The sequence below is a fragment of the Desulfatitalea tepidiphila genome (genome assembly GCF_001293685.1).
In the GTDB taxonomy this organism is placed as follows: Bacteria; Desulfobacterota; Desulfobacteria; order Desulfobacterales; family Desulfosarcinaceae; genus Desulfatitalea; species Desulfatitalea tepidiphila.
In genome coordinates, this window is record NZ_BCAG01000007.1 from 64,793 (window position 1) to 78,034 (window position 13,242).

Annotated in this window: 16 protein-coding genes; 13 read left to right on the forward strand and 3 right to left on the reverse strand. The window is 58.1% G+C overall.

Going from position 1 to position 13,242, the window contains the following annotated elements; genetic code table 11:
• Nucleotides 1-66 precede the first annotated feature (66 nt).
• Both DFT_RS24135 and DFT_RS24140 read left to right on the forward strand, forming a co-directional pair.
• Nucleotides 67-381: a phasin family protein gene (locus DFT_RS24135; protein WP_054034249.1), complete on the forward strand. Its 315-nt coding sequence runs from the start codon at nucleotides 67-69 to the stop codon at nucleotides 379-381.
• Between the two features lie 43 nt (nucleotides 382-424).
• Entirely contained in the window at nucleotides 425-2,122 is a 1,698-nt protein-coding gene (locus DFT_RS24140; RefSeq protein WP_054034251.1) for an ABC1 kinase family protein, read from the forward strand.
• A gap of 24 nt (nucleotides 2,123-2,146) precedes the next feature.
• On the opposite strand, the gene DFT_RS24145 is transcribed toward DFT_RS24140, so the two are convergent.
• Together DFT_RS24145 and DFT_RS24150 are read right to left on the reverse strand one after the other, a co-directional pair.
• On the reverse strand, nucleotides 2,147-2,437 hold the full coding sequence (locus DFT_RS24145; protein WP_054034253.1) for a glycogen-binding domain-containing protein: 291 nt from the start codon (nucleotides 2,435-2,437) through the stop codon (nucleotides 2,147-2,149).
• A gap of 258 nt (nucleotides 2,438-2,695) precedes the next feature.
• Nucleotides 2,696-4,363 carry an electron transfer flavoprotein-ubiquinone oxidoreductase gene (locus tag DFT_RS24150; protein WP_054034255.1) on the reverse strand — a complete coding sequence of 556 codons (1,668 nt, stop codon included), beginning with the start codon at nucleotides 4,361-4,363 and terminating at the stop codon, nucleotides 2,696-2,698.
• Between the two features lie 549 nt (nucleotides 4,364-4,912).
• On the opposite strand from DFT_RS24150, the gene DFT_RS24155 reads away from it, so the two are divergent.
• Nucleotides 4,913-5,914, forward strand: coding sequence for a DUF814 domain-containing protein (locus tag DFT_RS24155; protein WP_054034257.1), 1,002 nt, complete (start codon nucleotides 4,913-4,915; stop codon nucleotides 5,912-5,914).
• Between the two features lie 36 nt (nucleotides 5,915-5,950).
• On the opposite strand, the gene rlmN is transcribed toward DFT_RS24155, so the two are convergent.
• The gene (gene rlmN, locus DFT_RS24160; protein WP_054034259.1) at nucleotides 5,951-6,997 is read right to left on the reverse strand and encodes a dual-specificity RNA methyltransferase RlmN; all 1,047 of its coding nucleotides are present in this window, start codon (nucleotides 6,995-6,997) and stop codon (nucleotides 5,951-5,953) included.
• Nucleotides 6,998-7,226: 229 nt separating this feature from the next.
• On the opposite strand from rlmN, the gene ffh reads away from it, so the two are divergent.
• The 10 genes from ffh to rsmI are packed head-to-tail and all read left to right on the forward strand — an operon-like array spanning nucleotide 7,227 to nucleotide 13,240.
• Nucleotides 7,227-8,558 (forward strand): signal recognition particle protein, encoded by a 1,332-nt coding sequence (gene ffh / locus DFT_RS24165; RefSeq protein WP_054034260.1) that lies wholly within the window; start codon nucleotides 7,227-7,229, stop codon nucleotides 8,556-8,558.
• A gap of 20 nt (nucleotides 8,559-8,578) precedes the next feature.
• A complete protein-coding gene (gene rpsP / locus DFT_RS24170) occupies nucleotides 8,579-8,836 on the forward strand; it encodes a 30S ribosomal protein S16 (protein WP_054034262.1) in 258 nt (85 codons plus the stop codon).
• 48 nt (nucleotides 8,837-8,884) lie between these two features.
• Complete coding sequence (locus DFT_RS24175; RefSeq protein ID WP_054034263.1) at nucleotides 8,885-9,115, forward strand: KH domain-containing protein; 231 nt, start codon at nucleotides 8,885-8,887, stop codon at nucleotides 9,113-9,115.
• A gap of 7 nt (nucleotides 9,116-9,122) precedes the next feature.
• Nucleotides 9,123-9,644 (forward strand): ribosome maturation factor RimM, encoded by a 522-nt coding sequence (gene rimM, locus DFT_RS24180; protein ID WP_054034265.1) that lies wholly within the window; start codon nucleotides 9,123-9,125, stop codon nucleotides 9,642-9,644.
• 15 nt (nucleotides 9,645-9,659) lie between these two features.
• A complete protein-coding gene (gene trmD, locus DFT_RS24185) occupies nucleotides 9,660-10,448 on the forward strand; it encodes a tRNA (guanosine(37)-N1)-methyltransferase TrmD (protein ID WP_054034267.1) in 789 nt (262 codons plus the stop codon).
• Nucleotides 10,417-10,953 carry an RNA methyltransferase gene (locus DFT_RS24190; RefSeq protein WP_083453760.1) on the forward strand — a complete coding sequence of 179 codons (537 nt, stop codon included), beginning with the start codon at nucleotides 10,417-10,419 and terminating at the stop codon, nucleotides 10,951-10,953. Before trmD ends, DFT_RS24190 begins: the two co-directional genes overlap by 32 nt.
• A 49-nt stretch (nucleotides 10,954-11,002) precedes the next feature.
• A complete protein-coding gene (rplS, locus tag DFT_RS24195; RefSeq protein WP_054034271.1) occupies nucleotides 11,003-11,350 on the forward strand; it encodes a 50S ribosomal protein L19 in 348 nt (115 codons plus the stop codon).
• A gap of 19 nt (nucleotides 11,351-11,369) precedes the next feature.
• A complete protein-coding gene (gene rnhB / locus DFT_RS24200; protein WP_054034472.1) occupies nucleotides 11,370-12,023 on the forward strand; it encodes a ribonuclease HII in 654 nt (217 codons plus the stop codon).
• The gene (locus tag DFT_RS24205) at nucleotides 12,016-12,387 is read left to right on the forward strand and encodes a YraN family protein (RefSeq protein ID WP_054034273.1); all 372 of its coding nucleotides are present in this window, start codon (nucleotides 12,016-12,018) and stop codon (nucleotides 12,385-12,387) included. The genes rnhB and DFT_RS24205 overlap by 8 nt, the downstream gene beginning before the upstream one ends.
• Nucleotides 12,362-13,240, forward strand: coding sequence for a 16S rRNA (cytidine(1402)-2'-O)-methyltransferase (rsmI, locus tag DFT_RS24210; RefSeq protein WP_054034275.1), 879 nt, complete (start codon nucleotides 12,362-12,364; stop codon nucleotides 13,238-13,240). Before DFT_RS24205 ends, rsmI begins: the two co-directional genes overlap by 26 nt.
• The last annotated feature ends 2 nt before the right edge of the window (nucleotides 13,241-13,242 follow it).

The following is a 13,242-nucleotide window of genomic DNA, read 5'->3' on the forward strand; positions in this document are numbered from 1 at the left end:
ATTCAACAACGCTGATCACCATATAACCCGCCAACAACAATAGCTATTCTTCCCAAGGAGGATCTCATGTTTGACATGATCAAAAAGGGCATGCTGACCGGTATCGGGTTGGCATTGAAAACCTGGGATGAGGTTGAGGAGTTTGTCAACGATATGCAGGAAAAGGGGGAAGTGTCCGAAAAAGAGGGACGCAAGTTCCTGGACGAGGCCCGCCAGCGTTATGAAGAAACCCAGGAAAAGCTGGAAAAACGGATCGAATCGACCGTCCGCAATTTTTTGAAAAAGACCCAGATCGTGACCACCGATGAACTCAAAGAGCTGAAAAAAGAGATCCGCGAACTCAAGGGCATCGTCAACAGCCTGACCCAAAAAGAAGAATAGCGTCGGGGAACCCGTCCCAGGCCGCTCTCACACCCGGAGTCGCATGATCAGCATCCGAAAAATCGGTGTGATCGGTCGCACCTACCGGCACCTGAATCGATACCGCCAGATACTGGCGGTTCTTTTCAAGTACGGATTCGGCGACCTGATCGACACACTCAAGATCGAGCAGTACATCGAAATCGGACTGCAGATGATTTCCCGCAAGCGACGGGAACGGCTCGAGAAACTCACGCGTGCCGAGCGCACGCGCATGGCGCTGGAGGAGTTGGGCCCCACCTATATCAAACTGGGCCAGATCCTTTCGACCCGTCCCGACCTTGTCTCGGTCGAGTTCGTCAACGAATTCACCAAACTGCAGGACAAGGTGCCGCCTTTCAGTTCGGCCGCCTATGTCCAATCCATCGAGGCCGAACTGGGCACCTCTTGTCAGCATCTTTTTGCCGAGCTGGATGAGGTGCCCCTCGCTTCGGCTTCCATCGGTCAAGTACACCGTGCCCGCCTGCACAGCGGCGACGAGGTGGTGGTCAAGGTCCAGCGGCCCGGCATCGAGAAAGTCATCGAGGTCGACCTGGAAATCATGCTGCACCTGGCCACCCTGGCCGAACGGCATATCGAAGAACTTGCCGTCTACCGACCGATCAAAATCGTCGAAGAGTTTGCCAACACCATCGAAAAAGAGCTGGACTATACGCTGGAAGCGTCGAGCATGGAACGCGTGTCCCGGCAATTTCTGAACGACCCCAACGTATATGTTCCCAAGGTCTACCGCAATTACTCGTCCCGGCGCATGTTGACCATCGAGTATGTCGATGGCATCAAGGTGTCCGATACCCAGCGAATCGATGCCGCCCGCATGGACCGCCGCGTCATCACCGAACGGGGCGCCGATATTCTTTTCAAACAGATCTTCACCTTCGGCTTCTTTCACGCCGATCCCCACCCCGGGAATATTTTCGTACTTCCCGGCAATGTCATCTGCTTGATCGATTTCGGCATGACCGGGGCCGTGGATCGTGCCACGAGGGAAGCCTTTGTCCGGTTGGTTGAGGGTGTTATCCGGCGCGACGAGCCCCGCACCGCTGAAATACTCCTGAAACTGACCGAATGGGATGAAGAGCCGAACCGAACCGAGCTGGAGAAGGACGTCGCCGACTTTCTGGGGCGCCACCTCTATCGACCGCTCGGGGAAATCCAATTCAGCAAACTGATGCAGCACATGCTGGAAGTGGCAACCAAGAATCGCATGCGCATCCTGCCCGACATCTTCCTGATGCTCAAGGCCCTGTCTCAGGTGGAAAACATCGCCCGGGAGCTTTATCCGGACTTTGACATGATCCAGGCGGTGACCCCCTTTATACGTGACGTCAAGGTCGCCCGACTGGCGCCGGGCCGCCTGATGGAGGACGTCGTCCGCTTGATCGAGCAATCCTATGAGTTCCTGACCGATTTCCCAAAAGATCTGCTGGAGATCAGCCACAGCCTGCGGCAAAAAAAGATGTCGTTCACCCTGGTGCTCAAGGACCTGGACAAGATGCTGGCCACCCATGACCAGATCAGCAATCGCATCTCGTTCGCCATCATCATCGCCGCCCTGATCATCGGCTCGGCCCTCATCGTCATTTCCAGGATGCCGCCCATGGTATACGGCATCTCACTGATCGGCCTGATCGGTTTTCTCGCCGCCGGTTTTCTGGGCGTGTGGCTGTTGGTGGCCATCATCAAAAAGGGCCGTTTATAATTTCCATGAGACTTGGGCGAGGACCTATCGATTGACCTGCACCACGTTGTTCAGGCTGCCAAAGCAGTTGGCACAGCATCGCTCATTGCACGGATCTTCCCGCCACTGGCCATCCACGAAAAATTTGTATTCGTAAGATCCGGGAAACAAAAGAAGGCTTCTGGTCCATACCCCCTTGCCATCATCTTTCATGGGATGCGTTTTAACCGACCAATCGTTGAAACTGCCTGCCAGAAAAACCGTTTTTGCATCCGGCGCCTCCAATATGAAATTGATTTTATGGCGCCTTTCCTGTGTATCCTTTTTATTGGCCATTGCCTTCCTCCTTCCATTTCAGGCAAATCGATGCACGGCTCTTTCAGATCACTCATTAATCCAAAGCAAACGACATGCCATCCTCGACTCGATGATGGCACCCTATCTATTTAAATTAACTAATTATTTTAGACATATCGAACTGGCCGTGCAGACGCCGCAAGAAAAGAATGTCAGGAATTTTACCACCGAGGAAAGGAATCCGCTAATCTGATGACAGGGGCCATTCGAACGAATGGCCCCAAATTTGAGACGCTACTAAACGATCGTGTATCCAGGTCCCTCTCCGCCCTCCGGACAGGTCCAGGTGATATTGCCGTAGGGATCCTTGATATCGCATGTTTTACAGTGAAAACAGTTGGATGGATTCAACTTGATATGGGCCTTGCCGCTGATCGGGTCCAGTTCCAACTCGTAAACATTGCCGGGGCAGAAGCGGGTGCATGGGCAGCGAAAAGCCGGATAGCATTGATTGCTGCAGATCTGGGGATCGGGAATGATCAAATGAGAGGGCTGATCTTCGCGATGCATGGTTTTTGAAAGATAGACACCGGTGAGCTTGTCCACGTAAAGCCCGCCGTCGTATTTGGTCTTGGGTGCTTCGACGGTGGCGCCGGTCGGCAGGGGCTGGAGAGTTTCTGCGTCGGCCTCCATGTTCATGGGATCGATGATACCGCGGCCGCCGGTCACGTATTGGGCCCCGAGGTGGATGAATTTGGCGATGCCCTTTTTGGCCAGTGCCTGGGCGAAATTGCGTCCTTCCCACATTTCGCTTTTGATCCAGCTCTGCTCCAACCGTCGACGATAACCATCCAGCCCCGAGGCGGTGACATCTCCCTTGTCCAGGGCTTCCAGGGCCGCTTCGGCGGCCAGCATGCCCGACTTCATACCCACGTGAATACCTTTCAGGGCCGGCGCGTTGTGGATCTCGGCGCATCCGCCCACGAGCAACCCGCCATTCACACACAACCTGGGCATGGTGTAGTAACCGCCGGTGGATACCGTGCGTGCGCCCTGCTCGACCACCTTGCCCCCCTTGATGATATCGGCGACGAACGGATGGCGTTTAAAACGTATGAACATGTCGTAGGGGTCGAGGGCCGGATCTTCGTAGCACAACGCGGTGAGATAACCGATACCGAGTCGGTTGTCGCTCATCTCATAGATAAATCCGCCACCGGGCGTGCCCAGACCCAGCGGGTATCCCATCAAGTGGATGTCGTTGAAGCTGTTTCCGCTAAAGAAGGTTTTGCCTTCGGGCAGCTGAATCACCTCTTTGATACCGGTTTCATATACCGCCGGCAACCGGTCGCGGTAAAGATCGAGGGCCTTGCCCAGGGTTTTGACCAGACTGCCGCGCGCCCCCTCGGCGAATATGGTCACCTTGGCCAACAGGTCGATGCCGGGCTCGAAATTGGATTTGTGCTCGCCCGCTTTGCCCAACCCCTTGTCGCCGGTCCGAATGCCGACGACCGTGCGGCCATCTTCGGCATAGAGCACCTCTTTTCCGGCAAATCCGGGGAATATGTTCACCCCCATCTCTTCGGCCAATTGCCCCATCCATTGGGCGACACGAGACAGGCTGACGATGTAGCAGCCGCTGTTGTGCATGTAGCGTGGCACGACCGGCACGGCCATGGCCTTGACCGGGGTCAGGTAATAAAAGGCATCGCCGCGCACCACCGATTCCACCGGGCAGCCCTTTTCCATGTGGTCGGGCATCAATTCGTTGAGCGCGTTGGTCTTTAGAATGGCGCCGCTGACGGCATGGGAACCGATTTCGGCCCCCTTGTCGATCAGGGCCACCTCCAGCTCCCGGCCCGTTTTCCCTGCCAGTTGCATGAGCCGAATGGCGCAGGCCAATCCCGCCGGCCCACCGCCGACGATGAGGACATCAAATTCAATGGATTCACGTTCGGTCGTCATGGGTAACTTCCCCTATGGTTAGTAGTGTTTGACGCCAAGCAAAAAAGGCAGGCCGCAATTTAATACGATCGTTCGGCAAACAGATAGTGAAGCGGCACCACCGCCCGGCACTCAGGGCGACGATATGGAAGCTGTCCGTCATCCGGCGGACGGGGCTCAGCGATAACATGAAACCCCGTATATGTAAATATACGCAATGCCTGGCCAGGGATTCTAACTGACCGTTATGCATTAAACCCGGCGTGTGTGGAGCAGGTGGCCGATGCCACACGCCAAGCGGTCAAGTGCCAGTAAAATGCACGGCGGGCGGCCCAGAAACTCGCTGCGCTCAGACAGTCTGGGCCGCTTGTCCGCCGTTTGCATTTAACTGGCTCTAAGACCGCAGGCTCACGTGGCCCTGGCCACCTGCCCCACCCACGCCTGCCATGTCCGTTCCCATCCGCCAGGGGCGAATGCATTTCATGGATACGCCAGCCTTGACAGGCCACTGCCCGGCTTTTACTATGCGACACTTTAACTTTCAGATCACATCAAGGACCTTACTATCCTATGGTTATGGATCGACCCCGCAGCGTCCGCGCCCTGGGTCTCTGTTCGGGCGGCCTGGACAGCATGCTCTCGGCCCTCGTGCTGCGCGACCAAGGCATCCACGTGGAGTGGATCTGCTTCGAAACGCCTTTCTTCACCTCCGAAAAGGCACGGCTGGCGTCCCAACAGACCGGTATCCCCCTGCACGTCGAGGATATCACGGTGGACTATCTGGAGATGCTCACGCATCCCCCGGCCGGATTCGGAAAAAACATGAACCCCTGCATGGATTGCCACGCCCTGATGTTCAACAAGGCCGGACGGTTCATGCAGACGCATGGATTTGATTTCCTGTTCAGCGGGGAGGTGCGTGGTCAGCGACCCATGTCTCAGAACGTCTCTTCCCTCCGGTATGTGGAAAAGCATTCCGGGTTCGACGGACGCATCCTCAGGCCGCTCAGCGCCCAGTGCCTGCCGGAAACCTCCATGGAGCAGCAAGGCCTGGTCGACCGACAGCACCTGTTCGGATTCACCGGGCGATCGCGCAAACCGCAAATCGCCCTGGCGGAAAAGTTCGGTATCAAAACCTATCCCGCTCCAGCCGGGGGGTGTCTGCTGACCGATCCGGGCTACTCCCGCAGACTCAAGGATCTCATCGATCATGGGGACGAATTGACCCGCAATGCCCTTTTCCTGCTTCGCCATGGCCGGCACATGCGATTGGGGCCGGCGACCAAGATCGTCATCGGGCGCACCCAGCAGGACAACGAACAGATCCTCCAGTGGTACGACGGTGAAACCGATGCTTTGCTGAAGGTCAAAAACTATCCCGGCCCCAGTGTGCTGATGCCCGGGGGGGGGCCGGATCCCATGATTTTTCTGGCCGCCTGCATCTGCGCGGGGTACAGCAAGGCCCCTGACGCGGCACCGGCCCAGGTCCAGGTTGAAACCAGGGCCAAAACCCAGACGATCTCAGTCCTTGCCATTTCACCGGGTGAGTCAAAACGTTTCCTGATCACTTGATGGCGTTCCTGATCGCTGAACGCCGTCAAACACCCGTTAACGCGGCATGGGTTTGGACTGCGCGTGGGCCCGCAATTGGCCGCAGGCCGCCATGATGTCCAGCCCCTTGCTGTAGCGCACCACACTGGTGAAATGCTTGCCGATCAAAAAATCCTGAAAGGTTTGAATGCGCTTTTCTTCGGGCCGCTCGAACGGGCTGTCCGGGTAAGGATTGAAGGGAATCAGATTGATTTTGGCCTTCAGAGGCCCCAATAACCGAGCGAGCCTGCGGGCATGGTCCAGGTCGTCGTTCAATCCCCTGAACAAAATGTATTCGAAGGTGATCTTGCGGCCCTTGGGCAGGGGATAACCGCGACAGGCCTCGAGCAACTGCCCGATGGGATAGGTGCGGTTGATGGGCATCAATCGGCTGCGGGCCTCGTCATCGACCTCGTTGAGCGAGACGGCCAGGTTCACCCGCGTGTCACGGCCCAGATCGATGAGTCGGGGCACCAGGCCAGCCGTGGAGACCGTTACGCGCCGCGATGCGAATTTCATGCCCCATTCGCTGCTGGTCAATATCTCGATAGCGGGCAGCAGCTGGCCGTAATTGGCCAACGGTTCCCCCATGCCCATGAAGACCAGGTTGGTCAACTGCGACGGATCCTCGAGCCGCCGGCGCACCTCCCACACCTGTCCGACGATCTCGCTGAAGGCCAGATTGCGCGCGAATCCGCCCTGGCCGGTGAGGCAGAAGCGGCACCCCTGGGCGCACCCCACCTGGCTGGAGATGCACAGGGTGTAATGGTTGCGCTCCGGGATCAGAACGCTCTCCACCAAATGGCCATCATGCAAGCGAAACAGGAACTTGCGGGTACCGTCATCGGACGCCAGCACCCGATCGACCTCCAGGCGGCCGTAGGAAAAGTGCTCGGCCAACAAGCCGCGAAAGGCCTTGCTCAGATCGGTCATCTGATCGAAACCGTCGACCAGCCGCACATAAATCCATTTGAGAATCTGGTCGGCGCGATAAGGCTTCTCGCCGTGCGCCAACAGCCAGGCGAGCAGTGCCTCCCGGGTCATCGATTTGATGTCATTGATCATAAAATAACAACATACCTTCACTTTAAACTTAAAACTTTACACTTAAAACCTCAGCGCCCAATATCGGCATTTATTATGCCTTGCCCCGCACCCGCTTTGGTGGTATAGGGCTCCGGTTCATGAACCATTTGTCAGCGACGGCAACCATGGTGTTGCCGTTTTGTTTTGCTTGACTTATCATTTATATCAGTTTATTTTCAAGGTTTTATTGGTATTGTGGTGACCAACGATGTTTGAGAGCCTGAGCGAAAAACTCGATGGCGTCTTTAAAAGGCTCAAGGGACACGGCACCCTTACGGAAAAAAATGTTTCCGAAGGGCTGCGTGAAGTGCGCATGGCCCTGTTGGAAGCCGACGTCCATTTCAAGGTGGTCAAGCAGTTCGTCGCCGATATCAAGGAGCGGGCCCTGGGCCAGGAGGTGATGACCAGCCTGACGCCCGGTCAGCAAGTCATCAAAATCGTCAATGAAGAGCTGACCCGCCTTATGGGCGGAGCCCATGAAGACCTCGATTTGTCAGGTACCCATCCGGTGCCCGTCATGATGGTCGGTCTGCAGGGTTCGGGCAAGACGACCACTACCGGCAAACTGGCCGTCATGCTTCGGAAAAAAGGCCGCAAGCCATACCTGGTGCCGGCCGATGTCTATCGACCGGCGGCCATCGAGCAGCTGCGCAAACTGGGGACCCAGATCGATGTACCCGTCTTCGCATCGCGCGCCGACATGAAGCCGGTGGATATCTGCCAGCAGGCGCGGGTGGAGGCCCAGAAGAGCGGTTGCGACACGGTGCTGATCGATACGGCCGGCCGGTTGCACATCGACGAAACCCTGATGGATGAGCTCAAGGCGATTCAGAAAGCCGTTCATCCCTCGGACATTCTTCTGATCGCCGATGCCATGACCGGTCAGGATGCGGTCAACATGGCCAAGGCCTTTGACGAGGCATTGGGCATCGGCGGTGTGGTGTTGACCAAAATGGACGGCGATGCCCGCGGCGGCGCGGCCCTGTCCATCCGATCGATCACCGGCAAGCCGGTCAAATTTATCGGTGTCGGCGAAAAACTGACCGACCTGGAGGCGTTCCACCCCGATCGCATGGCGTCGCGCATTCTCGGCATGGGCGATATGCTCACCATGATCGAGAAGGCCCAGGAGGTCGTGGATGCCAAACAGGCCGCCGAATTCGAAAAAAAACTGCGCAAGAATCAGTTTACCCTGGACGATTTCAAGAACCAGCTGCTCCAGGTGCGCAAGATGGGGTCGCTCAGCGATATCCTGGGCATGATTCCGGGGATGGGCAAGATCAAGCAGTTGAAAAACATGGAGGTGGACGATTCCGAACTGGTGCGCATCGAGGCGATCATCAACTCGATGACCCCCCAGGAACGCCGCCAGTACAACATCATCAACGGCAGCCGGAGACGACGCATCGCCAGCGGCAGCGGTACCAGCGTCCAGGACGTCAATCGCCTGTTGAAAAATTATGCCCAGGTGATGAAAATGATGAAAAAGATCGGTAAAGGCGGCATGCGCGGTATGGGACGCGGCATGTTACCTTTTTAAATCCAAAGGAGAAAGAGTGAATGGCAGTTAAAATCAGATTGGCCCGGCACGGCGCCAAGAAACGACCTTTTTACCGCATTGTGGTAGCGGATAGCGAAAGCCCAAGAGATGGAAGGTTTCTCGAAAACGTGGGCACTTATAATCCGCTGCAGGACCCAGCAGAAGTGACACTGAAAACTGATCGGGTTCACTATTGGTTGCAGCAGGGTGCCATTCCTACGGACACCGTTCGAAGCCTCTTGAAGAAAGAGGGCGTTTTCGCGCCAGCGGCTCAGTAGGATAACCACAGCTGTTTCTGCAATCGCCGATCCAAGGGGAGGGATGCTATGAAAGACCTGATCAAGTCCATCGCGCAGGCGTTAGTAGACCATCCGGAACAGGTGGAAGTCACCGAAATCGAAGGCAACCAGACATCGGTATTGGAGCTCAAGGTCGCCAAAGACGATTTGGGAAAAGTGATCGGCAAGCAGGGACGCACCGCGCGGGCCATGAGGACACTGCTCAGCGCGGCGTCGGCTAAAATCCGAAAACGAACGGTCCTTGAAATCATTGAGTAGTCCAGTTGTGCCGGATGATTTCATTCAGATCGGAACCATCACCGGGGCCCATGGCATTCGCGGTTCGGTGAAAGTCTATTCCTATGCGGAATCACCGGAGCGTTTTGCCGTGCACGGCAAGGTCGTGCTGATCGATGAAGCCGGCGGGATGCGGCAGGATGTGATCACATGGGCCCAGGCGCACAAACGAATCGTTCGGTTGACACTGGAAGGTGTCCGGACACGCGGCGAGGCGGAATCGTTGAAGGGCTGGGGCGTGTTCATTGCCAGATCCGAACTGCCGGCGCTGGAACCGGACACCTATTATTGGAAAGATTTGATCGGCCTGGCCGTGGTCACCACGACCGGTGAACATTTGGGACGTGTGACCCAGATCATTCCTACGGGGGCCAATGACATCTATGTGGTCGAAACACCGCCGGGACACCCGTCCGGCGAAATTTTGATCCCGGCCATCTCGTCGGTGGTGCTGGATATTGACATTGAGAAGGGTTTCATGCGGGTGGAGCTGCCCGAAGGCCTCATTTAGCGGCCGGCCAATGCGATGAAATTCGTCGTTCTCACCATTTTTCCGGAACTGATGGATGCGTTCTGGGCAAACGGCATCATGCGCAGGGCCATTCAAAGCGGCGCTATCGATACGACGGCCATCAACATTCGGGATTATGCCGAAGGCCGTCACCGTGTCACCGACGACCGGCCCTATGGCGGCGGTTGCGGCATGGTCATGAAACCCGAGCCGTTGGCGGCAGCCACCAAGGCTGCCCGACAAATGGCCCCTCGGGCGCCCACGCTCCTGCTGTCGCCCCAGGGGCAGCGGTTCGATCAGCGATTGGCCGGGCAATTGGCCCAACTGCCCGGCATGATTCTGGTTTGCGGGCGCTATGAAGGTGTGGACGAACGGTTCACCGAGCAATTCGTCGACATGGAAATTTCCATCGGCGATTTTGTCATGACCGGCGGCGAAGTGGGGGCCATGGCCGTGATGGACGCGGTGACGCGGTTGATACCGGGCGTTCTGGGCAACGAAGATTCGGCCGAACAGGATTCGTTCGGCGATGACCGCCTGGACACGGCCCACTACACGCGCCCGCCGGCATTCGAAGGTGACGAGGTGCCGGAGGTCTTGCTCTCCGGACACCACGACCGGATCGCCCGCTGGCGATGTGCCGATGCGTTGTTGCGCACCTTTGCAAGACGACCCGACCTGTTGCGCAAGGGCCGATTGAGCGACGAGGAGATGGCGCTGCTGAGCGCATGGCACCGTGAGATCGAAAGCATCATACGCGAGCAGATTGGCCGTGGCCCTGATCCACCATCCGGTGGTGGATAAAAACGGGCAGACCATTGCCGCCGCTGTGACGGCCCTGGATCTGCACGATATTGCAAGGGTATCCAGGACATTCGGATTGGATGCGTTTTACGTGGTGACCCCGCTGGAAGATCAGCAGGACCTGGTACGGCGCATCCTGGCGCACTGGGTCACCGGGGTTGGCGCACAGTACAATCCGGATCGACGGGACGCGTTGTCCCTGATCCGCCTCGCGACGCGCCTTGAAGCCGCGACGGCGGACATGACAGACAGATGGGGAGCGGCGCCGGTGACCATTGCCACCAGCGCCCGGCGGTCGAACAACAATTTGAACTTCGACGACCTGCGCGGCGTCGTCAGCGATCACCGGCCGGCGCTGTTGCTCTTCGGCACCGCCTGGGGGCTGGCCCCGGAGGTGATGGAGCGGGCTGACTTCAGGCTCGATCCCATCGAAAGCGGCAGCGGCTACAACCATCTTTCGGTTCGGTCGGCGGTTTCGATCGTTTTGGACCGGATGTGTCGATAACGAAAACAGCATCTCAAATATCACTGGAAACAACGGGAGAATAGAGATCATGCAAGTCATCAAGCAGTTGGAAAAAGAGCAAATGCGTATGGATATGCCCGATTTTCTGCCGGGCGATACGGTGCGCGTCCACGTTAAAATCAAAGAGGGTGACAAGGAACGTATCCAGATGTTCCAGGGCGTGGTGATTTCCAAGCGCAAAGGCAGCATCAATTCGACCTTTACCGTACGCAAAGTCTCTTACGGGGTGGGCGTGGAGCGTGTTTTTCCCATGCATTCACCGATTATCGACCGGGTCGAAATCGTCACCCGCGGCCGCGTGCGTCGCGCCAAGATTTACTACCTGCGCAAACTGCGCGGCAAGGCGGCCCGTATTCGTGAAAAACGGTTAGGTTAGGTGGTTGCGACCGGATCGCATGGCAGCGGATCTCTGGGCATTCGAGCAGGCGCATCGCAACAAAGGCTACAACCGGATTGCCGGTGTGGATGAGGCCGGCCGCGGCCCCCTGGCCGGGCCGGTGGTTGCGGGGGCAGTCATCCTGCCGCCTGCCTTTGATGTGCCGGGCGTCAATGATTCCAAGCAGTTGACCCACCGACAGCGCGAGCGCCTATTCGATCGGATCCAGGCCGAAGCCGAAGCCGTGGGGATCGGTATCGTCGATGCCGCAGAAATCGACCGCATCAACATCCTGCAGGCATCGCGACGCGCCATGGCCCTGGCCGTCGCCCAGCTCGATCCCCAGCCCGACCTTCTGCTCATCGACGGCCGGCAGGGCATTCCGTCCGAACTGCCCCAGGATACCATCATCAAGGGCGATGCCCGCAGCATCTCCATCGCCGCCGCATCGATCATCGCCAAAGTGAGCCGGGACCGGATCATGAAAGACTACCATGTCCAATACCCGCTGTTCGGTTTCGACCGCCACAAAGGCTACCCCACCCAGGCCCACAAGGCCGCCATCGCAGCGCACGGACCCTGCACCATCCATCGCCGCACCTTTAGAGGCGTCTGCGAGCACCTGCCCTGGCGCGGCCCGCTCGATTCTGCGAACGGCTTGCGCGATGGTTGATGACCGCCAGCGATTCGGTCAGACCAGCGAGCAGATGGTCGCCCAGTATCTGCAGCGCGAGGGCTATCGGATTCTGGAAACCAACTACCGCACCCGGGCCGGTGAAATCGATATCATCGCCGATCACAACGGCACGATCGTCTTCATCGAGGTCAAGGCGCGACGCTCCCGCAGCTACGGGGATCCCAAATGGGCGATCACCCCGGCCAAACAGCGCAAGCTTTCCATGCTGGCGCTCGTCTACCTCAAGGCCCACAAGGCCATGTACCGGCGGGCCCGGTTTGACGTGGTGACCGTTCAGATGGTCGCGGCGAAACCCATCATCGAGGTCATCCGCAATGCCTTCGAACTCGCCTACGGATAAATCGCTGCCACCCGGACTCTACGTGGTGACGACGCCCATCGGCAACATGGCCGATATCACCCTGCGGGCCCTGAAGGTCCTGGCCGAAGTCGACCTGGTCGCGGCCGAAGACACCCGGCACACGCGCCGGCTGCTGGCCCACCACCATATCGACCGACCGCTCGTCTCCTACCACGAACACAACGAAATCGAACGCACGGCGACCTTGATCCAACAGCTCGAAGCGGGCACCGCCATCGCATTGGTCTCCGATGCCGGCACACCGACCGTGTCCGATCCGGGCTACCGCCTGGTGCAGGCGGCCGCCGAACGAGGCCTCCCGATTTTCCCGGTTCCCGGCGTCTCGGCGGCCATCACGGCCCTGTCCGTATCCGGCCTGCCCACCGACCAATTCACCTTCGTGGGATTTCCCAGCCGCAAGAAAAACAGGCGCGCCGAACAGCTGGCCGACCTGGCGCGCCTGTCGCACACCCTGATTTTTTATCAATCCCCCCAGCGTCTGCAGGCGTTTCTGGATGAACTGATCGAAACCCTCGGCGACCGGCCGGCGGTGCTGGGCCGGGAGATGACCAAGCTGCACGAAGAGTTCATCCGGGGCACGCTGTCCGACATCATCCGGGCACTCGACCGCAAGGGGACGATCAAAGGAGAGTGCACGCTGCTGGTCGCCGGTGCTGGCGCGGCCGAACCGCTGGGAGAGGAAGAGATCGACGCCGCCATCCACCAGGCCGTGGAGGATCGCCGAGCCCCGTTGAGCGACATCGCCCGGGATCTGGCCGCCCGTTTCAACGTGAATCGAAAGCGGATCTACGACCAGGCCCTGCATTACCGCAAAGCGCTGGACAAGAAATGAGA

Coding starts and splice junctions, on each gene's coding strand:
- DFT_RS24135 (WP_054034249.1), top strand. CDS start 67: ATGTTTGACATGATCAAAAAGGGCATGCTGACCGGTATCGGGTTGGCA.
- DFT_RS24140 (WP_054034251.1), top strand. CDS start 425: ATGATCAGCATCCGAAAAATCGGTGTGATCGGTCGCACCTACCGGCAC.
- DFT_RS24145 (WP_054034253.1), bottom strand. CDS start 2,437: ATGGCCAATAAAAAGGATACACAGGAAAGGCGCCATAAAATCAATTTC.
- DFT_RS24150 (WP_054034255.1), bottom strand. CDS start 4,363: ATGACGACCGAACGTGAATCCATTGAATTTGATGTCCTCATCGTCGGC.
- DFT_RS24155 (WP_054034257.1), top strand. CDS start 4,913: ATGGTTATGGATCGACCCCGCAGCGTCCGCGCCCTGGGTCTCTGTTCG.
- rlmN (WP_054034259.1), bottom strand. CDS start 6,997: ATGATCAATGACATCAAATCGATGACCCGGGAGGCACTGCTCGCCTGG.
- ffh (WP_054034260.1), top strand. CDS start 7,227: ATGTTTGAGAGCCTGAGCGAAAAACTCGATGGCGTCTTTAAAAGGCTC.
- rpsP (WP_054034262.1), top strand. CDS start 8,579: ATGGCAGTTAAAATCAGATTGGCCCGGCACGGCGCCAAGAAACGACCT.
- DFT_RS24175 (WP_054034263.1), top strand. CDS start 8,885: ATGAAAGACCTGATCAAGTCCATCGCGCAGGCGTTAGTAGACCATCCG.
- trmD (WP_054034267.1), top strand. CDS start 9,660: ATGAAATTCGTCGTTCTCACCATTTTTCCGGAACTGATGGATGCGTTC.
- rplS (WP_054034271.1), top strand. CDS start 11,003: ATGCAAGTCATCAAGCAGTTGGAAAAAGAGCAAATGCGTATGGATATG.
- rnhB (WP_054034472.1), top strand. CDS start 11,370: ATGGCAGCGGATCTCTGGGCATTCGAGCAGGCGCATCGCAACAAAGGC.
- DFT_RS24205 (WP_054034273.1), top strand. CDS start 12,016: ATGGTTGATGACCGCCAGCGATTCGGTCAGACCAGCGAGCAGATGGTC.
- rsmI (WP_054034275.1), top strand. CDS start 12,362: ATGCCTTCGAACTCGCCTACGGATAAATCGCTGCCACCCGGACTCTAC.